Source organism: Pantoea sp. PGP6 (genome assembly GCF_053474785.1).
In genome coordinates, this window is sequence record NZ_JBQBMA010000001.1 from 428,206 (window position 1) to 451,061 (window position 22,856).

The following is a 22,856-nucleotide window of genomic DNA, read 5'->3' on the forward strand; positions in this document are numbered from 1 at the left end:
CAAACAATAACGGCGCGATGTTGCCATCACGCCGTGGGTGACAGGAATTAGCGGGTGCCGTAAACGACGATGGTTTTGCCGTGTGCAGAGATCAGGTTCTGATCTTCCAGCATCTTCAAAATACGGCCCACGGTTTCACGTGAACAACCAACGATTTGGCCAATTTCCTGACGAGTAATTTTAATTTGCATGCCGTCGGGATGCGTCATGGCGTCTGGCTGCTTCGCCAGGTTAAGCAGAGTCTGAGCAATGCGTCCGGTCACATCGAGGAAAGCGAGATTACCCACTTTTTCCGACGTAACCTGCAGGCGACGCGCCATCTGCGACGACAGTCGCATCAGGATATCCGGGTTAACCTGGATCAGCTGACGGAATTTCTTGTAAGAAATCTCCGCCACTTCGCACGCGGTTTTGGCACGTACCCAGGCGCTGCGCTCCTGACCTTCTTCGAACAGGCCAAGCTCGCCAATGAAATCGCCCTGATTCAGGTAAGAAAGAATCATCTCTTTGCCTTCTTCATCTTTGATCAGAACCGCAACGGAACCTTTCACGATGTAGTAAAGCGTTTCAGCTTTTTCACCTTGGTGAATCAGCGTACTTTTGGATGGATACTTGTGAATATGGCAATGGGACAGGAACCATTCGAGTGTAGGGTCTGTTTGCGGTTTGCCGAGAACCATTCGCTATTATCCTCTGTTGTAATCGTGCCCAAAATACAGGGGGCAGTTTCCCTGTCAGGCGATGAAAGCTTCAAGCGTTTCCCTTACAGGAAATTATTCGGGCTGCATTCGGCGCAGTGCGCATCATTCTTCCCGGCTTCGCCATCGGGTGACGAAAAATATTTTCAGCACTGTTTGTAGCACAGCTTTTGCCGACTGTCTTCTGTTGTCTCGCTTCAGCTAACGGCGGATTTCTCTGGATTGCTGTTTACCAGGCGAAAGCGTACTCTGACGGCAAAACCGCATATTCTGGAGCGAAAATCATGCAGGCAAGAGTGAAATGGGTAGAAGGGCTGACATTCCTCGGTGAGTCGTCATCCGGACATCAGGTATTAATGGATGGCAATTCGGGTGATAAAGCGCCCAGCCCAATGGAGATGGTGCTGATGGCGGCGGGCGGATGCAGCGCCATCGACGTGGTTTCAATTCTGCAAAAAGGTCGCAACGATGTGGCTGATTGTGAAGTAAAACTGACCTCAGAACGTCGTGAAGAGGCGCCGCGAATCTTTACGCACATCAACCTGCACTTTATCGTGAGCGGCAAAGCGCTACAGGATAAGGCGGTCTCACGCGCGGTGGATCTTTCTGCTGAAAAATATTGCTCGGTCGCCATCATGCTGGGCAAAGGGGTTACCATCACCCACAGCTATGAAGTGATCGAACTGTAGTAGCCGCAAGGGTCATTGCAGACCTGCTAACTTCACTTCCAGTATCTGATGCAGGTTGCTTTAAGACTGTGCCTGGGCAGGGAATCCGTTTTGATACTGTGCCTGCGCAGGGAACCGGGTCAGATCGGAAAGTCGTTTAAGCCAATCCCTGGCCGCTCGGCCTGCGCGATTACGCACCTCATCCCTGAGGCGCGCCCGTAGCCGGGCCAACGCTTTGCGTTGTTCAAAAACGCTCCCGGCGTTTTTATCCGGGCGGCGGGACGCTTTCCTCTTCTGACCCGGTTCCCAGCGTGTTGAACTTATCTATTGCTGCCAGATTCTTTCTGCCCAGAGGTTGTCTGTAGCGACCTTCCTGAAACCGGATGCGGTTGTCGGACGTGAAGCGAAGGGAGCATATGCCTGTAGCAAAGCATCGCGGGCCAGGGATGGCCCGTGCTGAGCCTGCCAGCGATAACGGTTTTGCGTCTTTGCGAAAGGTGTATGCTCCCTGAAGCCTGCCCAGGGGTAAGTCTTTAGCCGCAGGAAAGCCAGTTTTACTCTCTTTGTTAAAGACATCTGCTCTCAGAGCGGTTTTTGCTGGCCTCTTATTCTATCCGCTTGCCTTCCACCAGCCGCTTCACCAGCGGACCCATGATCAGCTCCATCGCCAGACCCATTTTGCCGCCAGGCACTACCAGCGTATTGATGTGCGAGATAAACGAGCCCTGCAGCATCGCCAGCAGATAAGGGAAGTCGATATCGTCCAGCGCCTGAAAGTGGATCACCACAAAGCTCTCATCCAGTGACGGAATAGCGCGGGCAGCGAACGGGTTTGAGGTATCGACCGTCGGCACTCGCTGGAAGTTAAGATGGGTGCGCGAGAACTGCGGCGTAATGAAGTTGATGTAATCCTCCATTGAGCGCACCACCGAATCCATTACCGCTTCACGCGAATGGCCGCGTTCGCTGGTGTCACGCACCAGCTTCTGAATCCACTCGAGGTTAACAATTGGCACCACGCCCACCAGCAGGTCGACATGCTCCGCTACGTTATGCTGGGCGGTCACCACGCCACCGTGCAGTCCTTCGTAAAACAGGATATCGGTGTTTTGCGGCAGCGGCTGCCACGGCGTAAAGGTGCCCGGCACCTGATTCCACGGTACCGCTTCGTCATAGGTGTGCAGGTATTTACGCGACTGGCCCTGGCCGTTGAGCCCATACTGCCTGAAGCTCTGCTCCAGCAGGCCAAAGTCATTGGCTTCCGGACCGAAATAGCTGACATGACGGCCCAAATCGCGCGCCTTGCGGATTGCCATATCCATTTCAGGCCGGGTGAAACGGTGGAAACTGTCGCCTTCCAGTTCGGCAGCGTGCAGATCGAGCTGCTGAAAGATTTTACGGAACGCGAGACTGGTGGTGGTGGTCCCCGCGCCGCTGGAACCGGTGACGGCGATTATCGGATGGCGTGCTGACATAAAAAAGCTCCCTGTGAAGTCGGGCCATGCGCATTGTTAACATGAATTGCCGCCGGCTGCATCAGCCGCGAAATTCTTTGCGCGGCATAATATTGACCGATTCATGCAGTTCCGACCACACCAGCACCACTTCGCCGGTTTCCAGCTGACGGCGCACGTCAGCCACTTTTTCGCTCAGGCTGCGTTCCTGCTCGCCGTAGTCGGTGCCTTCACGCAGCACGAAAGTTTCAATCAGATTTTCAAGCGTCTCAGGTGAGACCTGTTGCCAGGGAATAATCACAACGTTAGGTATCCAGAAAAGGGGCAATCCACTGGGGTATGCGCTGTTCAAGCCACATTTCGGGCTGGCGCAACGTCCCGCCGACAAAGCCAACGTGACCGCCGTGCGGCGTCAGTTGATAAGTAATAGTGGCAGATAATTGGCTGCTGTGCGGGATCACCTCATCACTCATGAACGGGTCATCTTTGGCATGAATGATCAGCAGCGGCTTATCGACCTGTTTCAGCCAGGGCAGGGCGCTGGCGCGCTGATAATAGTCAGCCGCATCGCTGAAACCGTGGGCGCGGGCGGTGATCGCGTCATCGAAGTCGCGTAGCCGGCGTAGCGCTTTAAGCTGCGTCAGATTCACCGGCAACGTTTCCGGCCAGGCGTGCAGTTTGCGCCGGGCGTTCTTCTTCAGCTGCGCCAGTAAATAGTATTGGTAAAAGCGCGAGAAGCCGCGCTCCAGTTTGACGCTGCACGGCTCCAGCAGCAGCGGCGCGGAGACGATGACGCCCGCGTCAACCGGCGCATCGGATCCCTGCTGACCCAGCAGGCAGCCCAGCATGTTACCGCCGAGCGAAAAACCCACCGCCACGGTCGGTACCCGACCCCAGCGGGTTTGCAGCCAGTGCAGAAAATAGCGTGCATCTTCGGTTTCACCGGAATGATAGATACGGTTCAGCCGGTTAGGTTCGCCGCTGCATCCGCGGAAGTGCATCACCACCGCCAGCCAGCCGCGTGCGCGGCAAATTTCCATCAGCCCGTGGATATAGGGGCTGTGGAAACTGCCTTCCAGTCCGTGAAACAGCACCACCCGGGGTTTGTGCTGTGCCAGATACGGATCTTCACTCCAGGCGAGATCGACAAAATCGCCATCGGGCAGATCGAGACGCTGCCAGTGAGGATCGAGCTTGATCTGCCGCCGTAGCAGGCGTGGCAGTACCGTTTGCAGATGCGCATTGCGCATGCCGGCTAACGGCGTAAATTGATCCGTGTCGGGTGCGATTAATTTCATCGGGTAAAAGCTTGTCTGTTCCATATCGCGCTGTTAGCTTCGATAGGTTTTTTGCTTGCTGGGGGTGAGGAGCACCCGATTGCTATGGAACTGAGTCTTTTCTTGTCGATGTTAGGATTCCTTTGGGTCGCCGCGATCACGCCAGGCCCTAATAATATGTTACTTACTGCGGGCGGCGCCAATTTTGGCTTCCTGCGGACCATTCCTCTGATGATTGGCATCATGATCGGCATGCAGGTCATGCTGCTGATGGTGGCGTTTGGCGTCGGCGGACTGATCCTGCTCTATCCCTCACTGCATCTGGTGCTGAAAATCGCCGGTAGCCTCTACCTGCTGTGGCTGGCATGGAAAATTGCCACCGCCAGCTACGAAAAACTGGAAACCGATCAGGTGCCGGAGTCGCCCATGCCGTTCTGGCAGGGCGGATTACTGCAGCTGATCAATCCCAAAGCCTGGCTGATGGCGCTGGGCGCGGTCGCCAGCTTTAGCCTGGCTGGCGATGCCTATCGTCAATCGGTGATGGCGATCAGTCTCGGCATGTTTATCGTCAATCTGGTGTCCGGCCTGATCTGGATGGGATTCGGCGCAATGATTGGCCGCATTTTACGCAGCCGCCGCGCCTGGAAAATCTTTAATCTCGCCATGGGATTGCTGACGGCAGCCTGCGTGCTGTTGATCTGGCACTGAGTTAACTGGAGGCGCGTTCAACGCGCTTCCAGGGCAGGACTTCACGGATTACCGGCGCGTGCGGCTGACGGATTTTCTGCAACAACAGCTGCACGCTTCGCGCCCCGAGCTGATACATCGGTTGTTCGATGGTGGTCAGCGGCGGGTTAAGGCTGCCGGTAAATGGAATGCCGTCAAAACCCACTACCGCCAGATCTTCCGGCACGCGCAGCCCCGCTTGCAGCGCGGCATGAATCACCCCCACAGCCAGCACATCCGACACGGCAAAAATCGCATCCGGCGGTTGCGGCATCGCCAGTAATTGTTGTAGTGCCTGGCTGCCCGCTTCCGTGGAGATATCGCTGGCGTAGGCGACCCCTGACCACTGCAGTCCCAGCGCGTTTATCGCCTGCTGGTAGCCCTGTTCACGATGGTGCGAATAGAGGTAGCGCATATCCCCGTTAACCAGCCCGATGCGTTTGCGGCCTTTGCCGGCAAGGTAGTGGACGGTATCGCGTGCCGCGTCGAGATGATCGATGGTGACGGAAGAGGCCGGGATAGCCGGATCGAACTCCGAGCACTGGACCCACGGCGCGCCTGCAATGATGTGCTGCAAATCCTGCAGTCCCGACGCCGCATCCATGGTGATCACGCCATCCACTACTTTGCCGGTCAGCAGCGTGAGATAGGCGGCTTCACGCTGTAACTGCGAGGCGGAGTGGCAGAGCAGGATGTGATAACCGTGCAGCTCGGCTTCCGCCTCAATGCCCTGTACCACCCGCGAGCAGAAGGGATTGGTGATGTCCGAAATCAACACCAGCAGCATGTGGCTTTGCGCCGTGCGCAGTTGTCGGGCTAATAAGTTGGGCTGGTAGTCACAGGCGGCGATAGCCGACAGCACTTTCTCACGCGTATCGGGTTTGACGCCGGGATGGGCGTTGAGAACCCGCGACACCGTGGCTTTAGAGACGCCAGCCAGCTGAGCGACTTTCTCAATCGACATCGAACACAAAGACCTTTTACAAGCAAGAAACGGGAACGCATATCAATAGCACAGGCCGAATGTGAGCGCCTGACATTTTTTTATGCTGGCGCTGTTTTCAGCATTTGCGATTTTTAGCTTAGTTTTGCAGATAGTGATCTAAGAACTTATTTCTATTAGGGATAATTTTTAATTCCTTGGTGAAATTATTGCCGCCAGAGACACTGCTTCCATCATAAAAAGGGTGGGGTAGCAATCATGGCAGTTACAGCACGTTTAACGTTTTTAGCCGCAGCGCTGGCGCTGCTGGCCTTCCGGGCGGACGCGGTCAATGTCACCGTGGCGTATCAGACTTCTGCCGAACCGGCCAAGGTGGCGCAGGCGGACAACAGTTTCGCCAAAGAGAGTGGTGCCAGCGTTGACTGGCGTAAGTTTGACAGCGGTGCCGGTGTGCTGCGCGCGCTGGCGTCGGGCGACGTACAAATCGGCAATATCGGCTCCAGTCCGTTAGCGGTCGCTGCGGCGCAGAAGCTGCCCATCGAAGCCTTTTTGCTGGCTTCTCAGCTCGGTAACTCTGAAGCCTTAGTGGTGAAGAAGAACATCACAACACCGCAGGATCTGATCGGTAAACGCATCGCCGTGCCGTTCATCTCTACGACCCATTACAGCCTGCTGGCGGCGCTGAAACACTGGGGCATCAAGCCGTCACAGGTGCAGCTGGTCAATCTGCAGCCGCCCGCGATTATCGCTGCCTGGCAGCGTGGCGACATTGATGGTGCCTACGTCTGGGCACCTGCAGTCAATGAGCTGGAGAAAAACGGCAAGGTGTTAACCGACTCTGCGCAGGTGGGAAGCTGGGGATCGCCCACTCTCGACGTCTGGGTGGTGCGCAAAGACTTCGCCCGGCAGCATCCGGAGATCGTCACCGCCTTTGCCCGCAGCGCGCTGGCCGCGCAGCAATCCTATCTCGACAATCCTGATAGCTGGCTGAAGCAGCCTGATAATCTCAGCAAGCTGTCACGGCTGAGCGGCGTACCGGAAGCGCAGGTGCCCGGCCTGGTAAAAGGCAACACCTACCTGACGGCGCAACAGCAGATTGAACAGCTGGGCAAGCCGGTGAACAAGGCGATTGTCGACACGGCCCAGTTTCTGAAAGCGCAGGGCAGAGTGCCGCAGGCGGATAACGATTACAGCAGTTACGTGACCTCCCGCTTTGTCGTGCCGTTAGCCAAACCTTAAGGAGTCCTCATGCTACGCATCGCTCATCTGAATGCGCGTTATGCCGGGCAACCGGTGTTGCAGGATATCAATCTGCAGATCGATCGCCGTGAACTGCTGGTGGTGCTGGGGCCGTCAGGCTGCGGTAAGACCACGCTGCTCAACCTGGTAGCCGGTTTTTTGCCGGTGGAATCGGGCAGCATCACGCTGGATAACCAGCCGGTCACCGGACCGGGGGCTGACCGCGGAGTGGTGTTTCAGCATGAAGGCTTACTGCCGTGGCGCAACGTGCTGGATAACGTCGCCTTCGGTTTGCAACTGGCTGGCATGGCGCGTCAGGAGCGTGAAGCCATTGCGCGCCGGCTGATCAGGCAGGTCGGCCTGGAAGGCGCGGAAAAGCGGGCAATCTGGCAGTTATCAGGCGGTCAGCGGCAGCGGGTTGGCATTGCGCGCGCGCTGGCGACCGATCCGCGCCTGCTGCTGCTGGATGAGCCGTTTGGCGCGCTTGATGCCTTTACCCGCGAACAGATGCAGACCTTGTTGCTGACGCTGTGGCGCGACAGCGGCAAACAGATCCTGCTGATTACCCACGATATTGAAGAGGCGATTTTTCTCGCCAGCGAACTGATCCTGCTGTCGCCGGGACCCGGACGCATTGTCGAGCGGCTGCGGCCCGATTTTGGTCAGCGCTTTGCCGATGGAGAGCCGTGCCGCAGCATCAAATCCGATCCGCAGTTTATTGCTCAGCGCGAATATGTGCTGAGCCGGGTGTTTGAGCAACGGGAGGCGTTCGCATGAGTGCGTTAATCAACGACAAAACCTTGCCGGTGCGACGCCGACTGCGCTGGCCTTTTTCTACCCGCTTTTCATTAAGCGTACTGAGCGTATTACTGCTGTTACTGGTGTGGTGGGGCGTGACCGCGCTGGGGTTAATCGCGCCGCTGTTTTTACCGCCGCCGCAGCAGGTATTCAGCAAACTGCTGCTGATTGCCAGCCCACAAGGGTTTATGGACGCCACGCTGTGGCAGCATCTGACAGCCAGCCTGACCCGCATGTTGATCGCGCTGTTTGCCGCCGCCGCTATCGGAATTCCGGTCGGGATTCTGATGGGCCTGAGCCCGGTGGCGCGTGGATTGCTTGACCCGCTGATCGAACTTTATCGTCCAATCCCACCGCTGGCCTACCTGCCTTTGATGGTGATCTGGTTCGGCATTGGTGAGACCTCGAAAATCCTGCTGATTTATCTGGCCATTTTTGCGCCGGTCACCCTCTCTACCTTAGCCGGGGTGCGTAATGCGCAACAGGTACGCATCCGGGCGGCACAGTCGCTGGGCGCTTCCCGCTGGCAACTGCTGCGCTGGGTCATTCTGCCTGGCGCGCTGCCCGAAATTCTGACCGGACTGCGCATCGGTCTGGGGGTCGGTTGGTCAACGCTGGTGGCGGCTGAACTGATCGCCGCCACCCGGGGGCTCGGTTTTATGGTGCAGTCCGCCGGGGAGTTTCTTGCCACCGATGTGGTGCTGGCGGGCATCGCGGTCATCGCCTTAATCGCGTTTAGTTTAGAACTCGGCTTACGGGCCCTGCAGCGCCGTCTGACGCCGTGGAATGGAGAACAATCATGAATGAACGTCTGAATTTTCAACCGCTTGGTCCGTATATTGGCGCCCAGGTTTCCAACCTTGATGTTTCACGGCCGCTCAGTGATGCGCAGTTTGAACAGCTCTACCATGGCCTGCTGCGTCATCAGGTACTGTTTCTGCGTGACCAGGTGATTACGCCGGAGCAGCACCGGGCGCTGGCGATCCGCTTCGGCGATCTGCATATTCACCCGGTCTATCCGCACGCCGACGGGGTTGAAGAGATCATCGTGCTGGACACGCATCAGGACAATCCACCGGATAACGATAACTGGCATACCGACGTGACGTTTATCGAAACGCCACCGGCGATTGCGTTGCTGGCGTCAAAAGTTCTGCCGGAGGCGGGAGGGGACACGCTCTGGACCAGCGGCATTGCTGCTTATGAGGCGCTCTCGGCACCGTTTAAAGCCCTGCTGGCCGGCCTGACCGCCGAGCACGATTTCAAAAAGTCTTTCCAGGAATATAAGTACCGCAAAACGGAAGAGGAGCATCAGCGCTGGCAGCAGGCGGTGGCGAAGCATCCGCCGGTGCAGCATCCGGTAATCCGTACACATCCGGTCAGCGGCAAAAAAGCGCTGTTTGTGAACGAAGGCTTTACCACGCGGATTGTTGATCTGAGCGAGAAAGAGAGTGAGACGCTGCTGAGCTTCCTGTTCAGCCACGTCACTAAGCCGGAATTCCAGGTGCGCTGGCGCTGGCAGCCGAACGATTTGGCTATCTGGGATAACCGGGTTACCCAGCATTATGCTAATGCCGATTACTATCCGGCGCGGCGGATAATGCAGCGGGCAACGGTGCTGGGGGATAAGCCGTTTTAAGACGCAGAGTCAGCGGCGCTCTCCCCCGGTTAAAGGGAGAACGCCAGCCGTTTAACTGGCCATCATCTGCTCTAATTTTTCCTGCGCGTCCAGCCAGGCCATCTCGACCTCTTCCAGCGCCGACTTACTCTCGGCCTGACGCTGCAGGGCGGCCGTCAGATCCGCCTTACGGCTTTGCTCATAAATCGCGCTGTCGGCCAGCTGGTTTTCCGCTTCGGCCAGCTGGCTTTGCCAGCGGGTCATCTGCTTTTCCAGCTTCTCAATCTCTTTGCGTAGCGGTTGCGTTTGCGCGCGTAGCTCTGCGTCCCGGCGCTTCTGATCTTTACGGGCCTGGGCGCTGTTGCCGTTATCCAGCTTCGGCGGCGCATCCTGTTGCGCCTGCTGTTTCTGCAGATCGCTCAGCCACTGCTGATAATCTTCGAGGTCGCCCTCAAACACGTCCACTTTGCCGTCATGCACCAGATAGAGATCGTCGGTGGTAGCGCGCAGCAGGTGGCGATCGTGCGATACCACCACCAGCGCGCCTTCGAAATCGATCAACGCTTCGGTCAGCGCCTGTCGCATATCCAGATCGAGGTGGTTAGTCGGTTCATCAAGCAGCAGCAGGTTAGGACGCTGCCAGACGATCAATGCCAGCACCAGTCGCGCCTTCTCCCCGCCCGAGAAGCGTTCGGTGATTTCGCTGACTTTGTCACCCTGAAAACCAAATCCGCCGAGGTAGTCACGCAGCTGCTGCTCCAGCACGTTTGGTGCGATGCGCGCCAGATGCTGTACCGGCGACTCATCAGCCCGTAAATACTCCAGCTGATGCTGTGCGAAGTAGCCCAGCTTGATCCCTTTTGCCAGACCAATCTTGCCTTCCATCGCCTCAAGTTCGCCAGCCAGCAGCTTGATCAGGGTCGATTTACCGGCGCCGTTACGGCCGAGCAAACCGATGCGTGAGCCGGGTACCAGGTTGAGTTTGATCGCGTCGAGGATAATGCGATCGCCATAACCCGCCGTGACTTTTTCCATCTTCAGCAACGGATTCGGCAGGTTTTCTGGCGCGCGGAAGCTGAAGCTGAACGGGTTATCGACGTGGGCAGGCGCAATCATCTCCATGCGTTCCAGCATTTTGATGCGGCTCTGTGCCTGCTTCGCCTTGGTGGCCTGAGCGCGGAAGCGGTCGATATAACTCTGTAGGTGCGCCACTTTCTCCTGCTGGCTCTCATACAGTGACTGCTGCTGTGCCAGTTTGGCGACGCGCTGCCGCTCAAACGAGGTGTAGTTACCGGTATATTCGTACATCGCCTGCTGTTCGATGTGCACAATCTTGTCGACCACCGGATCGAGGAAGTCGCGGTCATGGGAGATCAGGATTAGCGTGCCTTCGTAGCTTTTCAGCCAGCGCTCCAGCCAGATCACCGCATCGAGATCGAGGTGGTTGGTTGGTTCATCAAGCAGCAGCAGATCGGAACGGCAGATCAGCGCCTGCGCCAGGTTAAGACGCATGCGCCAGCCGCCGGAAAAGTCGCTGACCGGCCGCTGCAACTGCTCCTGACTGAAGCCCAGGCCGTGCAGCAGGCTGGCGGCGCGCGCATGGATGCTCCATGCCTGTACCGCATCGAGCTTGCCGTGCAGCAGGGCAATGGCATTGCCGTCGTCGCGCTGGTTGGCGTCTGCCAGTTCCGCCTCAAGCTGGCGATACTCACGGTCACCGTCAATCACGTACTCCAGGGCCGGTTTACCCAGCGCCGGCGTCTCCTGATTGACCCAGGCCAGCGCCCAGTTGGACGGAAAAGTGACTGAGCCGGCATCGCTGGTGATCTCACCTTTTAACAGCGACAGCAGCGTGGATTTACCACAGCCGTTTTTACCCACCAGACCGACCTTCTGGCCAGGATTGATGGTGGCGGTGGCGTTATCGAGCAGAACGCGGATGCCGCGGCGAATTTGTAAGGAAGAGAAGACAATCATGTAAGCGCCGTATCGTCAGAATATGTTAATTTACAGGCAACATAATGAGATTTTGCTGCGTCGTGCATGGTAGCGGAAAACCGCACCAATGACGACGCTTTGGAGGGAAAGGATGTCGCAGCCACCCAAGGTTTTGCTGCTTTATGCTCATCCGGAATCGCAGGATTCGATTGCGAATCGGATTTTACTGCAGTCGGCTCAGGCGCTGGAGCATGTCACGGTGCACGATCTCTACGCCGCCTATCCGGATTTTTTTATCGACATTCATCATGAACAACAGCTGCTGCGCGAACACGAGGTGATCATTTTCCAGCATCCGCTCTATACCTACAGCTGCCCGGCGCTGCTGAAAGAGTGGCTGGATCGGGTGCTGTCGCGCGGGTTTGCCAACGGCGTGGATGGCAATGCGCTGGAAGGTAAGTACTGGCGCAGCGTGATCACCACCGGCGAGCCGGAAAGCGCCTTTAAACACCATGGTCTGAATCGCTATTCGATGAACGATATTATGCGGCCGTTCGAACTGACGGCGCAGATGTGCCGAATGCACTGGATGCCGCCAATGATTGTCTATTGGGCGCGTCGTCAGAATCCCGATTTAATGAAAAATTATGCCCGCGCCTATGGCGACTGGCTGGCAGCACCGCTGCCGAATGGAGGGGTGTAGATGGAAGGACAAACGCTGCTGACCGCGGGGGTGATTTATCTGGTGGCGGCGGTACTGATCGTACCGGTGGCGGCTCGCCTCGGTATCGGTGCAGTTCTGGGCTATCTGGTGGCGGGTATTGCCATTGGTCCGTGGGGATTAGGCTTTATCAGCGACGTCGATGAGATCCTGCACTTCTCTGAACTGGGTGTGGTGTTTCTGATGTTTATCATCGGGCTGGAGCTGAACCCGGCCAAGCTTTGGGCACTGCGGCGTTCGATCTTTGGCGTCGGGGCCGCGCAGGTGATCTTCTCTGCCGCGATTCTGGGCGGCCTATTGTGGCTGACCCACTTTAGCTGGCAGGCGGCGGTTATCGGCGGGATTGGCCTGGCGATGTCCTCCACCGCCATGGCGTTGCAGCTGATGATGGATAAGGGCATGAACCGCAGCGAAGCGGGGCAGTTGGGCTTTTCGGTGTTGCTGTTTCAGGATATCGCGGTCATCCCGGCGCTGGCGCTGATTCCGCTGCTGGCGGGCACCGATAGCGGGCATGTCGACTGGATGAAGGTCGGCATGAAGGTGCTGGCCTTTGCCGGCATGCTGGTGGGTGGACGCTACCTGTTGCGGCCGATCTTCCGTTATATCGCGGCTTCCGGGGTGCGCGAAGTGTTTACCGCCGCCTCGCTGTTGCTGGTGCTGGGCTCGGCGCTATTTATGGATGCGCTCGGCCTGTCGATGGCGCTCGGTACTTTTATTGCCGGCATTTTGCTGGCGGAAAGTGAATATCGCCATGAGCTGGAAGTCGCCATCGACCCGTTTAAAGGGCTACTGCTTGGGCTGTTCTTTATTTCGGTCGGCATGGCGCTTAACCTCGGGGTGCTCTATACCCATATTATTACCATCCTGCTGGGCGTGCTGACGCTGGTGGTGGTCAAAACGCTGGTGCTGTACGTGCTGGCGCGGATTTACGGTTTGCGCAGTTCAGAACGGCAGCAGTTTGCTGGCGTGCTGAGCCAGGGCGGTGAATTTGCCTTTGTGCTGTTTTCCGCCGCTGCCTCTGCGAAGCTGTTCTCTGGCGATCAGCTGCCGATGCTGCTGGTGACGGTAACGCTGTCGATGATGACCACGCCATTACTGATGCAGGGCGTCGATCGCCTGCTGGCGCGCCGTTTCAACGAGCCGGACGACGAGGCGGAAAAACCGTTCGTCGAAGACGATCAGCCGCAGGTGATTGTGGTCGGCTTTGGTCGCTTTGGGCAAGTGGTGGGTCGTTTACTGATGGCAAACCATAGCCGCATTACCGTGCTGGAACGCGATATCAGCGTGGTCAGCCTGATGCGGAAATATGGCTATAAGGTTTACTATGGCGACGCCACTGAACTGGAACTGTTACGCGCAGCCGGGGCCGCCAGCGCGCAGTCGATCGTTATTACCTGTAACGAACCTGAAGATGCGATGACGATCGTGCATTTATGTCAGCAGCATTTTCCCCATCTGCAGATTCTGGCGCGTGCCCGTGGTCGTGTCGAAGCGCACGAGTTATTGCAGGCCGGCGTGACCCAGTTCTCGCGTGAAACCTTCTCCAGTGCGCTGGAGCTGGGCCGTAAAACGCTGATGTCGCTGGGGATGCATCCCCATCAGGCGCATCGCGCTCAGCAGCATTTCCGTCGGCTGGATATGCGCATGCTGCGTGAACTGATGCCGAATCTCACCGATTCCGCCCAGGTGTCACGGGTACGTGAAGCGCGGCGTGAACTGGAGGATATCTTCCAGCGCGAAATGCAGCAGGAGAAGCGGCAGCTTGATGGCTGGGACGATGATGAATAACGTGATTAAACAGGCGGGATATCATGCGTAAACGTTTTATTGCCGGTGCGACCTGTCCGCACTGTCAGGAAAAAGACACGCTGGCGATGTGGCGTGAAAACAATGTCGATGTGGTGGAGTGCGTTAAGTGCGGCCACCAGATGCGTGAGGCCGATAAGCAGGCCCGCGATCAGGTTCGCACCAATGAGCAGGTTATCGGGATTTTCCATCCCGAGTAGCGGAATGGCTCAGCTTTTTTTAAGCTTAAACTTACAGCGGGATTGAATTCCGTTACAATTGGCGCCATTAACGCTGTGGTCGCAAGAGAAAGGTTATGTCCTCTTGCACTCAGCAACGAACCTTTCTGGTTGGTGTTATTGCACGCAAGAATAGACCAATGAGACGGGATCTCAGCTCTCAACGGTTAGGAGATATCATGAAAGTAGCAAAAGACCTGGTGGTAAGCCTGGCCTATCAGGTACGTACAGAAGACGGCGTGTTAGTTGACGAGTCACCGGTGAGTGCACCGTTGGACTATCTGCACGGTCATGGTTCCCTGATTTCTGGTCTGGAAAATGCGCTGGAAAACCACGTAGCAGGCGACAAGTTTGACGTGCATATTCCGGCAAACGACGCGTACGGTCAGTACGATGACAACCTGGTACAGCGTGTGCCGAAAGACGTTTTCATGGGCGTTGACGAACTGCAGGTTGGCATGCGCTTCCTGGCAGAAACCGATCAGGGTCCGGTACCGGTAGAAATTACCGAAGTGGAAGACGATCACGTCGTGGTTGATGGTAACCACATGCTGGCGGGTCAGAACCTGAACTTTAACGTCGAAGTGGTCGCGATTCGTGAAGCCACACCGGAAGAACTGGCCCATGGTCACGTTCACGGTGCAGATGGCCATCATCACGACCACGACCATGATCACGGTCATGACCACGATCACGGTCAGGGCGGTTGCGGTACTGGCGGTTGCGGTTGCAGCCACTAAGACCGATTATCCGTATCAGGGCCACCTTCGGGTGGCCCTTTCTTTTGGCGGCCATCCGCGTACCGGTATTGCCGGTTCAGGCTGATCCGGCCAGACGGCAGATCAGTAGTGCGGCGGCGGCGTCTCTTCAGACTGTGACGCGACCATCGACGGCGCGTTGGCTTTGAGTTTGTCGGTCAGAATACGCATCTGCTCACGCATCTTATTCATCTCCAGTTCGTGCTGCACTACCGCGCTGTTTAACTGCTCAATGGTCATCTCCTGGAAGGCCAGTTTACTCTCTAACGTCTCCAGACGCTGTTCCCACTCAGATTGTTGCATGACCTGTTCCTCTGTTAAGGTGCGACTCGGACGTGATTCTACGGGCTGGACGCGAAGAATCACCTGATTTTTAAACTATCTGCGGCGTTTCGCTTGAAAAAGCGCAGCGCGGCATCATCTCTGATGAAACTTCCTGATGCAAAAAAGGTCGGAGGTTAACCGGGTAATTACATTGTGGCAGTGTTCGCCACTGCCACGTAAAGTTATAGTGTGGACTCTGAAGTCCGCAATGATTCCCGAGGTTAGACGCTTCGGTTTTGGAGAATGGATGAAATCACTGTTTAAAGTCACATTGTTAGCTACCACTATGGCCGTCGCGCTGAATGCACCGCTGACAATGGCGGCAGAAACCGCGGCTGCACCGGCAACGGCTGCGGCACCACAGTCTGCTCCTCAGGCACCGAAAAATGCTGCCTTCAAAGATGAAGACCAGCAGTCTGCCTACGCACTGGGCGCCTCACTGGGTCGCTACATGGACAACTCCCTGAAGGAGCAGGAAAAACTGGGCATCAAGCTGGATAAGCAACAGCTGATCGCGGGTGTTCAGGATGCCTTTGGTGGCAAGAGTAAGCTCTCTGATGAAGAGATCGAGCAGACGCTGCAGGCTTTTGAAGGCCGCGTGAAAGGCGCAGCCTCCGCGAAAATGGAAAAAGATGCGAAAGAGAACGCCGAAAAGGGTGATGCTTACGCAACCAAATTCGCGAAAGAGAGCGGCGTGAAGAAAACTGAAAGCGGCCTGCTGTATAAAGTCGAGAAAGAAGGCACCGGCGCTGCCCCGACTGATAGCGACACGGTGGTCGTGAACTACAAAGGGACGCTGATCGACGGTACCGAGTTCGATAACTCCTATACCCGTGGTGAGCCGCTTTCCTTCCGTCTGGATGGTGTGATTCCGGGCTGGACTGAAGGTCTGAAGCACGTGAAGAAAGGCGGTAAGATTAAGCTGGTGATCCCACCACAGCTGGCTTACGGCAAAAATGGCGTTCCGGGTATTCCGGCTAACTCCACGCTGGTATTTGATGTCGAACTGCTTGATATCAAACCGGCCCCTAAAGCAGACGAAAAAGCGCAGGCACCTGCGGCTGACGCGAAAAAAGCACAGTAATCTGCTCACCGCCGCCTTCGGGCGGCGGTTTCATTTCTGCTTCATGACAAACCACTGGCATAAGCCGACGACATTTGCCAGACTAGCGCCTGCCTAATTATCCCAATATTGAGTCTGCCCATAAGCCGCTGTGACAGGCTCCAGCCATTCAGGGTGATCTCTTCAATGTCTAATCCATTCAATCCCGGTGAACTGAGCGACTTCGATCTGCTGGAGCAACGCCCGTTCGAACAAACAGATTACGATATTCTGAAATCATACGAGGCTGTCGTCGATGGACTGGCGATGCTGATCGGTTCGCATTGCGAAATCGTCCTGCACTCGCTGGAAGATCTTAAATGTTCGGCAGTGCGTATCGCCAACGGTGAGCACACCGGCCGTAAAGTGGGATCGCCTATCACCGATCTGGCGTTACGGATGCTGCATGACATGCACGGCGCCGACAGTAACGTCTCCCGCGCCTACTTTACCCGCGCCAAAAGCGGGGTGCTGATGAAATCGGTCACCATCGCCATCCGCAACCGGCAGCAGCGGGTGATTGGTCTGCTTTGCATCAACATGAACCTGGATGTGCCGTTCTCGCAGATTATGTCGACCTTCCTGCCGCCGGAGATGCAGCAGGTGGATTCCAGCGTCAACTTTGCCAGCTCTGTCGATGATCTGGTGATGCAGACGCTTGAATTTACCATCGAGGAAGTCAGCGCCGATCGCAACGTTTCTAACAACGCCAAAAACCGGCAGATCGTCCTGAACCTGTATGAGAAGGGGATCTTCGATATTAAAGATGCAATCAACCAGGTTGCCGAGCGTCTCAATATTTCGAAGCACACGGTTTATCTCTACATTCGCCAGTTTAAAAACGGCGATTTTCAGGGACAGGATCGGTAATGCGTTACACCTTACTGGTTACCGGTCCGGCATACGGCACGCAGCAGGCGACCAGCGCGCTACTGTTTGCCCGGGCGCTGGTGGCGGCCGGTCATCAGCTGGAGAGCGTCTTCTTCTATCGTGAAGGGGTGCTGAATGCCAATCAGCTGACCGCGCCGGCCAGTGATGAATATGATCTGGTACGGGCATGGCAGGCGCTGAATCAACAGCAGGGTGTGGCGCTTAATATCTGCGTTGCGGCGGCGTTGCGCCGTGGCGTGACCGATCAACAGGAAGCGGCACGCCTGCAGCTGCCCGGCAGTAATCTCCAGCCAGGGTTTACCCTGAGCGGTCTGGGTGCGCTGGCCGAAGCGGCGCTAAGCTGCGAACGACTGGTGCAGTTCTGATGAATCGAGTGGCTTTTGTATTTACCCGCGCACCGCACGGCAGCAGTGCCGGACGTGAAGGGCTGGATGCCGCCCTGGCGACTGGCGCACTGAGTGACGACATCGGGCTGTTCTTTATTGGCGATGGTGTACTGCAGCTCAATACACAGCAACAGCCCGAGGCGATAGAGAGCCGCCACTATGCGCCGACCTTTGGCGTGCTGGCGCTGTACGACATTGAGCACTGCTATCTCTGTCAGGAATCGCTCACCGCGCGTGGAATGCAGGTTGACGCCGCCCGGGTGATGGATGTTACGCTATTGTCCGCGGTGGAACTGCGCCAGACGCTGGCCGGTTATGACCGCATTCTTACCTTTTAAGGGCTCTTCATGCTGCATACTCTCCTGCACTCACCGGCTTACAGCGATCTTGAGACTCTGCTGTTAATGGTGGATGCGGATGACGACATACTGTTACTGCAGGATGGTGTGATCGCCGCCTTAGCCGGTAGTCGGGCACTGCAACAGCTTTCAGGCTGTACGGCTGCACTGTGGGTACTGGACGAAGATGTGCGTGCTCGCGGCCTGGCTGGACAAATTTCGACCAGTGTGCGTCCGGTGGACTATACTGGTTTCGTCGCGCTGACGGTAAAGCATCCGCAACAAATGACCTGGTAATCGTCTAAAACCTGGTTATTTCTTGACACCCTTTTGACGCAGCCCTAAAATTCTGCCTCCTCGTAATTCTACGAGGCGATTTATTACGTGTTTACGAAGCAAAAGCAAATCCAGGAGCTATTTAATGGCAACAGTTAACCAGCTGGTTCGCAAACCACGCGTCCGCAAAGTTGCAAAGAGCAACGTGCCGGCGCTGGAAGCTTGCCCGCAAAAACGTGGCGTTTGTACTCGTGTGTACACCACCACTCCTAAAAAACCAAACTCAGCACTGCGTAAAGTTTGCCGTGTGCGTTTGACTAACGGTTTTGAAGTTACCTCCTACATCGGCGGTGAAGGTCATAACCTGCAGGAACACTCCGTGATCCTGATCCGTGGCGGTCGTGTAAAAGACCTGCCAGGTGTGCGTTACCACACCGTTCGTGGCGCGCTTGACTGCTCAGGTGTTAAAGACCGTAAGCAGGCTCGCTCCAAGTACGGCGTGAAGAAGCCAAAGGCTTAATGGTTCTCCGTTAAGTAAGGCCAAACGTTTTAAATTAAATGTCAAAATAAACTCGTAGAGTTTTGGACAATCCTGAATTAACAACGGAGTATTTCCATGCCACGTCGTCGCGTCATTGGTCAGCGTAAAATTCTGCCAGATCCTAAGTTCGGATCAGAGCTGCTGGCCAAATTTGTAAATATCCTGATGGTAGATGGTAAAAAGTCTACTGCTGAATCAATCGTTTATACCGCGCTTGAGACCCTGGCTCAGCGTTCAGGTAAAAACGAACTGGAAGCCTTTGAAGTAGCCCTGGAAAACGTACGTCCGACTGTCGAAGTTAAGTCACGTCGCGTTGGTGGTTCTACCTATCAGGTACCAGTAGAAGTCCGTCCGGTTCGTCGTAATGCTCTGGCAATGCGTTGGATCGTAGAAGCTGCTCGTAAACGCGGTGATAAATCAATGGCTCTTCGCCTGGCGAACGAACTTTCTGATGCTGCAGAGAACAAAGGTACTGCAGTTAAGAAACGTGAAGACGTTCACCGCATGGCAGAAGCCAACAAGGCGTTCGCACACTACCGTTGGTAATCACCACGTAGATGTTAAACCAGCGGGCGCTCAATCAGCCAACCCGCTGGGGTCGACTTACCTTGAACGCCCGAGAATCAGAGGAATCAAATGGCTCGTAAAACACCCATTGCTCGCTACCGTAATATCGGTATCAGTGCGCACATCGACGCCGGTAAGACTACCACTACCGAACGCGTTCTGTTCTACACCGGTGTAAACCACAAAATCGGTGAAGTACATGACGGCGCAGCAACCATGGACTGGATGGAGCAGGAACAGGAACGTGGTATTACCATCACTTCCGCTGCGACCACCTGTTACTGGTCTGGTATGGCCAAGCAGTTTGAACCACACCACATCAACATCATCGACACCCCAGGACACGTTGACTTCACCATCGAAGTTGAACGTTCTATGCGTGTGCTTGATGGCGCGGTAATGGTTTACTGTGCAGTTGGTGGCGTTCAGCCACAGTCTGAGACCGTATGGCGTCAGGCTAACAAATATAAAGTTCCACGCATTGCGTTCGTTAACAAAATGGACCGCATGGGTGCTAACTTCCTGAAAGTTGTTAACCAGATGGAAGTTCGTCTGGGCGCAACTCCAGTTCCTCTGCAGCTGGCTATCGGCGCAGAAGAGAAATTCACTGGTGTTGTTGACCTGGTGAAAATGAAAGCAATCAACTGGAACGACGCAGACCAGGGTGTAACCTTCGACTACGAAGATATTCCAGCTGATATGCAGGAACTGGCTGAAGAATGGCATGCGAAGCTGGTTGAAGCCGCTGCTGAAGGCTCTGATGAGCTGATGGAGAAATTCTTCGGTGGTGAAGAACTGACTGAAGAAGAGATCAAAACATCTCTGCGTAAGCGTGTTCTGAACAACGAAATTATCCTGGTAACCTGTGGTTCTGCATTTAAGAACAAAGGTGTTCAGGCGATGCTGGATGCAGTTGTTGAATATCTGCCAGCACCGACTGACGTTACCGCGATCAACGGTATGCTGGACGACGGTAAAGACACGCCGGCTGTTCGTCACTCTGATGACAACGAGCCGTTTGCTGCACTGGCGTTCAAAATCGCTACCGACCCGTTCGTGGGTAACTTAACCTTCTTCCGCGTTTACTCTGGTGTTGTTAACACGGGTGACACCGTGTTCAACCCGGTTAAGTCAAACCGTGAGCGTCTGGGCCGTATCGTTCAGATGCACGCTAACAAGCGTGAAGAGATTAAAGAAGTTCGTGCGGGTGATATCGCAGCTGCGATCGGCCTGAAAGATGTGACCACTGGTGACACCCTGTGTGACCCAGATAACGTCATCATCCTTGAGCGCATGGAGTTCCCGGAGCCGGTAATCTCTATCGCCGTTGAGCCAAAAACCAAAGCTGACCAGGAAAAAATGGGTCTGGCTCTGGGCCGTCTGGCAAAAGAAGACCCATCGTTCCGCGTATGGACTGATGAAGAATCTAACCAGACCATCATCGCCGGTATGGGTGAACTGCACCTCGACATCATCGTTGACCGTATGAAGCGTGAGTTCAACGTTGAAGCAAACGTGGGTAAACCACAGGTTGCTTACCGTGAAGCGATTCGCACCAAAGTTACCGATGTTGAAGGTAAACATGCCAAGCAGTCTGGTGGTCGTGGTCAGTATGGTCATGTTGTTATCGACATGTACCCACTGGAGCCAGGTTCGAACCCGAAAGGCTACGAATTTGTCAACGACATCAAAGGTGGTGTGATTCCTGGTGAATACATCCCTGCGGTTGACAAAGGTATCCAGGAGCAGCTGAAATCAGGCCCTCTGGCTGGTTACCCGGTTGTGGATCTGGGCGTGCGTCTGCACTTCGGTTCTTACCACGATGTCGACTCCTCAGAACTGGCGTTTAAACTGGCCGCGTCTCTTGCCTTCAAACAAGGCTTTAAACAAGCGACACCTGTTCTGCTTGAACCTATCATGAAGGTTGAAGTTGAAACGCCAGAAGAGAACACGGGTGATGTCATCGGTGACCTTAGCCGTCGTCGTGGTATGCTCAAAGGGCAGGAATCTAACGCTACTGGCGTTCAGATTCACGCTGAAGTTCCGTTGTCTGAGATGTTCGGATACGCAACTCAGCTGCGTTCTCTGACCAAAGGTCGTGCTTCTTACTCCATGGAGTTCCTGAAGTATGACGATGCGCCGAACAACGTAGCGCAGGCCGTTATTGAAGCTCGTAGCAAATAAGCTACGGTTTAAATTTGAACTGATGCCTTCACCGAGACGGTGAAGGCACAACGTAAGGAATTATCGCCATGGCGAAAGAGCAATTTCAGCGTAACAAACTGCACGTAAACGTGGGCACCATCGGTCACGTCGACCACGGTAAAACCACCCTGACTGCAGCTATCACCACCGTACTGTCTAAAACTTACGGCGGCCAGGCGCGTGCATTCGATCAGATCGATAACGCACCAGAAGAGAAAGCACGTGGTATCACCATCAACACTTCACACGTTGAGTATGAAACCCCGACTCGTCACTATGCACACGTTGACTGCCCAGGCCACGCCGACTATGTGAAAAACATGATCACCGGTGCTGCGCAGATGGACGGCGCGATCCTGGTTGTTGCTGCGACTGATGGCCCAATGCCACAGACCCGTGAGCACATCCTGCTGGGTCGTCAGGTTGGCGTTCCTTACATCATCGTGTTCCTGAACAAGTGCGACATGGTTGATGATGAAGAGCTGCTGGAACTGGTTGAGATGGAAGTTCGTGACCTGCTGTCAGCATATGACTTCCCAGGCGACGACACTCCAATCGTTCGTGGTTCTGCTCTGAAAGCGCTGGAAGGCGAAGCTGAGTGGGAAGCGAAAATCATCGAACTGGCTGAGCACCTGGATAACTACATTCCAGAGCCACAGCGTGCGATCGACATGCCGTTCCTGCTGCCAATCGAAGACGTATTCTCAATCTCTGGCCGTGGTACTGTTGTTACCGGTCGTGTTGAGCGCGGCATCGTTAAAGTCGGCGACGAAGTTGAAATCGTGGGTATCAAAGATACTGCGAAATCAACCTGTACCGGTGTTGAGATGTTCCGTAAGCTGCTGGACCAGGGTCAGGCAGGCGAAAACTGTGGTGTTCTGCTGCGCGGTATCAAGCGTGAAGACATCCAGCGTGGTCAGGTTCTGGCTAAGCCAGGCAGCATCAAGCCACACACCCAGTTCGAGTCAGAAGTTTACGTTCTGTCTAAAGACGAAGGCGGCCGTCATACTCCGTTCTTCAAAGGCTACCGTCCTCAGTTCTACTTCCGTACTACTGACGTAACGGGCTCAGTTGAGCTGCCAGAAGGCGTTGAGATGGTAATGCCAGGCGACAACATCAAAATGGTTGTTACCCTGATCCACCCAATCGCAATGGACGAAGGTCTGCGCTTCGCAATCCGCGAAGGCGGCCGTACCGTTGGCGCGGGTGTTGTTGCTAAAGTTATCGCTTAATTGTGATACCTGCTGTGGTCGTGCAAACGGCCACTGCAACAGAGTAAAAAGAGCACTTCGGTGCTCTTTTTTTTTGCCGGTCGGAAAAGGGGATATCCCTACAAAGGCTGGGTTTGAAATAAAAACGATTCG

Annotated in this window: 26 protein-coding genes; 19 read left to right on the top strand and 7 right to left on the bottom strand. The window is 55.4% G+C overall.

Annotation, left to right across the window (positions count from 1 at the left end; all coding sequences use genetic code 11):
- Positions 1 to 47 precede the first annotated feature (47 nt).
- Positions 48 to 680, bottom strand: coding sequence for a cAMP-activated global transcriptional regulator CRP (gene crp / locus ACLIBF_RS01955; RefSeq protein ID WP_000242758.1), 633 nt, complete (start codon positions 678 to 680; stop codon positions 48 to 50).
- Between the two features lie 302 nt (positions 681 to 982).
- Between crp and ACLIBF_RS01960 the strand changes: the two genes are divergently transcribed.
- On the top strand, positions 983 to 1,387 hold the full coding sequence (locus ACLIBF_RS01960; protein ID WP_031376804.1) for an OsmC family protein: 405 nt from the start codon (positions 983 to 985) through the stop codon (positions 1,385 to 1,387).
- A gap of 584 nt (positions 1,388 to 1,971) precedes the next feature.
- Here the strand turns inward: ACLIBF_RS01960 and ACLIBF_RS01965 are convergent.
- From ACLIBF_RS01965 to ACLIBF_RS01975, 3 genes are all read right to left on the bottom strand, one after another.
- Positions 1,972 to 2,841: a phosphoribulokinase gene (locus tag ACLIBF_RS01965; protein ID WP_031376805.1), complete on the bottom strand. Its 870-nt coding sequence runs from the start codon at positions 2,839 to 2,841 to the stop codon at positions 1,972 to 1,974.
- Between the two features lie 61 nt (positions 2,842 to 2,902).
- Positions 2,903 to 3,121, bottom strand: a complete 219-nt coding sequence (locus ACLIBF_RS01970; RefSeq protein ID WP_031376806.1) for a YheU family protein — start codon at positions 3,119 to 3,121, stop codon at positions 2,903 to 2,905.
- Between the two features lie 4 nt (positions 3,122 to 3,125).
- Positions 3,126 to 4,142 carry a hydrolase gene (locus ACLIBF_RS01975; RefSeq protein ID WP_279809631.1) on the bottom strand — a complete coding sequence of 339 codons (1,017 nt, stop codon included), beginning with the start codon at positions 4,140 to 4,142 and terminating at the stop codon, positions 3,126 to 3,128.
- A gap of 60 nt (positions 4,143 to 4,202) precedes the next feature.
- On the opposite strand from ACLIBF_RS01975, the gene ACLIBF_RS01980 reads away from it, so the two are divergent.
- Entirely contained in the window at positions 4,203 to 4,805 is a 603-nt protein-coding gene (locus tag ACLIBF_RS01980) for a LysE family translocator (protein ID WP_031376808.1), read from the top strand.
- Between the two features lies 1 nt (position 4,806).
- Here the strand turns inward: ACLIBF_RS01980 and ACLIBF_RS01985 are convergent, their stop codons facing one another.
- Positions 4,807 to 5,787, bottom strand: coding sequence for a LacI family DNA-binding transcriptional regulator (locus tag ACLIBF_RS01985; RefSeq protein ID WP_031376809.1), 981 nt, complete (start codon positions 5,785 to 5,787; stop codon positions 4,807 to 4,809).
- 237 nt (positions 5,788 to 6,024) lie between these two features.
- Between ACLIBF_RS01985 and tauA the strand changes: the two genes are divergently transcribed.
- From tauA to tauD, 4 genes are read left to right on the top strand one after another with little or no spacing between them, the layout of a single operon-like run.
- On the top strand, positions 6,025 to 7,005 hold the full coding sequence (gene tauA / locus ACLIBF_RS01990; protein WP_279809632.1) for a taurine ABC transporter substrate-binding protein: 981 nt from the start codon (positions 6,025 to 6,027) through the stop codon (positions 7,003 to 7,005).
- A gap of 9 nt (positions 7,006 to 7,014) precedes the next feature.
- Positions 7,015 to 7,782: a taurine ABC transporter ATP-binding subunit gene (gene tauB, locus ACLIBF_RS01995; RefSeq protein ID WP_031376811.1), complete on the top strand. Its 768-nt coding sequence runs from the start codon at positions 7,015 to 7,017 to the stop codon at positions 7,780 to 7,782.
- Positions 7,779 to 8,606, top strand: coding sequence for a taurine ABC transporter permease TauC (gene tauC / locus ACLIBF_RS02000; RefSeq protein WP_031376812.1), 828 nt, complete (start codon positions 7,779 to 7,781; stop codon positions 8,604 to 8,606). The genes tauB and tauC overlap by 4 nt, the downstream gene beginning before the upstream one ends.
- Positions 8,603 to 9,442, top strand: coding sequence for a taurine dioxygenase (tauD, locus tag ACLIBF_RS02005; protein WP_031376813.1), 840 nt, complete (start codon positions 8,603 to 8,605; stop codon positions 9,440 to 9,442). The genes tauC and tauD overlap by 4 nt, the downstream gene beginning before the upstream one ends.
- Positions 9,443 to 9,493: 51 nt before the next feature.
- Here the strand turns inward: tauD and ACLIBF_RS02010 are convergent, their stop codons facing one another.
- Complete coding sequence (locus ACLIBF_RS02010; protein WP_031376814.1) at positions 9,494 to 11,398, bottom strand: ABC transporter ATP-binding protein; 1,905 nt, start codon at positions 11,396 to 11,398, stop codon at positions 9,494 to 9,496.
- Between the two features lie 112 nt (positions 11,399 to 11,510).
- Here ACLIBF_RS02010 and kefG point away from each other — a divergent pair, with 112 nt between their 5' ends.
- The 4 genes from kefG (at position 11,511) to slyD (ending at position 14,844) form a co-directional block, all read left to right on the top strand.
- Positions 11,511 to 12,062 carry a glutathione-regulated potassium-efflux system ancillary protein KefG gene (gene kefG / locus ACLIBF_RS02015; protein WP_031376815.1) on the top strand — a complete coding sequence of 184 codons (552 nt, stop codon included), beginning with the start codon at positions 11,511 to 11,513 and terminating at the stop codon, positions 12,060 to 12,062.
- Positions 12,063 to 13,868, top strand: coding sequence for a glutathione-regulated potassium-efflux system protein KefB (gene kefB / locus ACLIBF_RS02020; RefSeq protein WP_031376816.1), 1,806 nt, complete (start codon positions 12,063 to 12,065; stop codon positions 13,866 to 13,868).
- A gap of 23 nt (positions 13,869 to 13,891) precedes the next feature.
- Positions 13,892 to 14,086, top strand: coding sequence for a YheV family putative zinc ribbon protein (locus ACLIBF_RS02025; RefSeq protein ID WP_010253033.1), 195 nt, complete (start codon positions 13,892 to 13,894; stop codon positions 14,084 to 14,086).
- 197 nt (positions 14,087 to 14,283) lie between these two features.
- Complete coding sequence (gene slyD / locus ACLIBF_RS02030) at positions 14,284 to 14,844, top strand: peptidylprolyl isomerase (protein ID WP_031376817.1); 561 nt, start codon at positions 14,284 to 14,286, stop codon at positions 14,842 to 14,844.
- Positions 14,845 to 14,946: 102 nt separating this feature from the next.
- Here slyD and ACLIBF_RS02035 read toward each other — a convergent pair whose 3' ends face one another.
- Positions 14,947 to 15,165, bottom strand: a complete 219-nt coding sequence (locus tag ACLIBF_RS02035; protein ID WP_013359251.1) for a SlyX family protein — start codon at positions 15,163 to 15,165, stop codon at positions 14,947 to 14,949.
- A 268-nt stretch (positions 15,166 to 15,433) separates the two neighbouring features.
- Here ACLIBF_RS02035 and fkpA point away from each other — a divergent pair, with 268 nt between their 5' ends.
- From fkpA to tuf, 9 genes are all read left to right on the top strand, one after another.
- Positions 15,434 to 16,270, top strand: coding sequence for an FKBP-type peptidyl-prolyl cis-trans isomerase (gene fkpA, locus ACLIBF_RS02040; protein WP_031376818.1), 837 nt, complete (start codon positions 15,434 to 15,436; stop codon positions 16,268 to 16,270).
- 165 nt (positions 16,271 to 16,435) lie between these two features.
- Positions 16,436 to 17,158 (top strand): helix-turn-helix transcriptional regulator, encoded by a 723-nt coding sequence (locus ACLIBF_RS02045; protein ID WP_031376819.1) that lies wholly within the window; start codon positions 16,436 to 16,438, stop codon positions 17,156 to 17,158.
- On the top strand, positions 17,158 to 17,544 hold the full coding sequence (gene tusD, locus ACLIBF_RS02050) for a sulfurtransferase complex subunit TusD (protein WP_031376820.1): 387 nt from the start codon (positions 17,158 to 17,160) through the stop codon (positions 17,542 to 17,544). The genes ACLIBF_RS02045 and tusD overlap by 1 nt, the downstream gene beginning before the upstream one ends.
- Positions 17,544 to 17,903 carry a sulfurtransferase complex subunit TusC gene (gene tusC / locus ACLIBF_RS02055; RefSeq protein WP_279809634.1) on the top strand — a complete coding sequence of 120 codons (360 nt, stop codon included), beginning with the start codon at positions 17,544 to 17,546 and terminating at the stop codon, positions 17,901 to 17,903. The genes tusD and tusC overlap by 1 nt, the downstream gene beginning before the upstream one ends.
- A gap of 9 nt (positions 17,904 to 17,912) precedes the next feature.
- Entirely contained in the window at positions 17,913 to 18,200 is a 288-nt protein-coding gene (gene tusB / locus ACLIBF_RS02060) for a sulfurtransferase complex subunit TusB (protein ID WP_279809635.1), read from the top strand.
- A 124-nt stretch (positions 18,201 to 18,324) separates the two neighbouring features.
- Positions 18,325 to 18,699, top strand: a complete 375-nt coding sequence (gene rpsL / locus ACLIBF_RS02065) for a 30S ribosomal protein S12 (protein ID WP_003852912.1) — start codon at positions 18,325 to 18,327, stop codon at positions 18,697 to 18,699.
- 96 nt (positions 18,700 to 18,795) lie between these two features.
- Positions 18,796 to 19,266 (top strand): 30S ribosomal protein S7, encoded by a 471-nt coding sequence (gene rpsG, locus ACLIBF_RS02070; protein ID WP_013510774.1) that lies wholly within the window; start codon positions 18,796 to 18,798, stop codon positions 19,264 to 19,266.
- 90 nt (positions 19,267 to 19,356) lie between these two features.
- Positions 19,357 to 21,471, top strand: coding sequence for an elongation factor G (fusA, locus tag ACLIBF_RS02075; RefSeq protein WP_031376823.1), 2,115 nt, complete (start codon positions 19,357 to 19,359; stop codon positions 21,469 to 21,471).
- A gap of 68 nt (positions 21,472 to 21,539) precedes the next feature.
- Positions 21,540 to 22,724 (top strand): elongation factor Tu, encoded by a 1,185-nt coding sequence (gene tuf / locus ACLIBF_RS02080; RefSeq protein WP_105099977.1) that lies wholly within the window; start codon positions 21,540 to 21,542, stop codon positions 22,722 to 22,724.
- Positions 22,725 to 22,856: the final 132 nt, after the last annotated feature.

Excerpts from the sequence above, each read along its gene's own strand:
- crp (WP_000242758.1), bottom strand. The coding sequence starts at position 680 with ATGGTTCTCGGCAAACCGCAAACAGACCCTACACTCGAATGGTTCCTG.
- ACLIBF_RS01960 (WP_031376804.1), top strand. The coding sequence starts at position 983 with ATGCAGGCAAGAGTGAAATGGGTAGAAGGGCTGACATTCCTCGGTGAG.
- ACLIBF_RS01965 (WP_031376805.1), bottom strand. The coding sequence starts at position 2,841 with ATGTCAGCACGCCATCCGATAATCGCCGTCACCGGTTCCAGCGGCGCG.
- ACLIBF_RS01975 (WP_279809631.1), bottom strand. The coding sequence starts at position 4,142 with ATGGAACAGACAAGCTTTTACCCGATGAAATTAATCGCACCCGACACG.
- ACLIBF_RS01980 (WP_031376808.1), top strand. The coding sequence starts at position 4,203 with ATGGAACTGAGTCTTTTCTTGTCGATGTTAGGATTCCTTTGGGTCGCC.
- ACLIBF_RS01985 (WP_031376809.1), bottom strand. The coding sequence starts at position 5,787 with ATGTCGATTGAGAAAGTCGCTCAGCTGGCTGGCGTCTCTAAAGCCACG.
- tauA (WP_279809632.1), top strand. The coding sequence starts at position 6,025 with ATGGCAGTTACAGCACGTTTAACGTTTTTAGCCGCAGCGCTGGCGCTG.
- tauB (WP_031376811.1), top strand. The coding sequence starts at position 7,015 with ATGCTACGCATCGCTCATCTGAATGCGCGTTATGCCGGGCAACCGGTG.
- tauC (WP_031376812.1), top strand. The coding sequence starts at position 7,779 with ATGAGTGCGTTAATCAACGACAAAACCTTGCCGGTGCGACGCCGACTG.
- tauD (WP_031376813.1), top strand. The coding sequence starts at position 8,603 with ATGAATGAACGTCTGAATTTTCAACCGCTTGGTCCGTATATTGGCGCC.
- ACLIBF_RS02010 (WP_031376814.1), bottom strand. The coding sequence starts at position 11,398 with ATGATTGTCTTCTCTTCCTTACAAATTCGCCGCGGCATCCGCGTTCTG.
- kefG (WP_031376815.1), top strand. The coding sequence starts at position 11,511 with ATGTCGCAGCCACCCAAGGTTTTGCTGCTTTATGCTCATCCGGAATCG.
- kefB (WP_031376816.1), top strand. The coding sequence starts at position 12,063 with ATGGAAGGACAAACGCTGCTGACCGCGGGGGTGATTTATCTGGTGGCG.
- ACLIBF_RS02025 (WP_010253033.1), top strand. The coding sequence starts at position 13,892 with ATGCGTAAACGTTTTATTGCCGGTGCGACCTGTCCGCACTGTCAGGAA.
- slyD (WP_031376817.1), top strand. The coding sequence starts at position 14,284 with ATGAAAGTAGCAAAAGACCTGGTGGTAAGCCTGGCCTATCAGGTACGT.
- ACLIBF_RS02035 (WP_013359251.1), bottom strand. The coding sequence starts at position 15,165 with ATGCAACAATCTGAGTGGGAACAGCGTCTGGAGACGTTAGAGAGTAAA.
- fkpA (WP_031376818.1), top strand. The coding sequence starts at position 15,434 with ATGAAATCACTGTTTAAAGTCACATTGTTAGCTACCACTATGGCCGTC.
- ACLIBF_RS02045 (WP_031376819.1), top strand. The coding sequence starts at position 16,436 with ATGTCTAATCCATTCAATCCCGGTGAACTGAGCGACTTCGATCTGCTG.
- tusD (WP_031376820.1), top strand. The coding sequence starts at position 17,158 with ATGCGTTACACCTTACTGGTTACCGGTCCGGCATACGGCACGCAGCAG.
- tusC (WP_279809634.1), top strand. The coding sequence starts at position 17,544 with ATGAATCGAGTGGCTTTTGTATTTACCCGCGCACCGCACGGCAGCAGT.
- tusB (WP_279809635.1), top strand. The coding sequence starts at position 17,913 with ATGCTGCATACTCTCCTGCACTCACCGGCTTACAGCGATCTTGAGACT.
- rpsL (WP_003852912.1), top strand. The coding sequence starts at position 18,325 with ATGGCAACAGTTAACCAGCTGGTTCGCAAACCACGCGTCCGCAAAGTT.
- rpsG (WP_013510774.1), top strand. The coding sequence starts at position 18,796 with ATGCCACGTCGTCGCGTCATTGGTCAGCGTAAAATTCTGCCAGATCCT.
- fusA (WP_031376823.1), top strand. The coding sequence starts at position 19,357 with ATGGCTCGTAAAACACCCATTGCTCGCTACCGTAATATCGGTATCAGT.
- tuf (WP_105099977.1), top strand. The coding sequence starts at position 21,540 with ATGGCGAAAGAGCAATTTCAGCGTAACAAACTGCACGTAAACGTGGGC.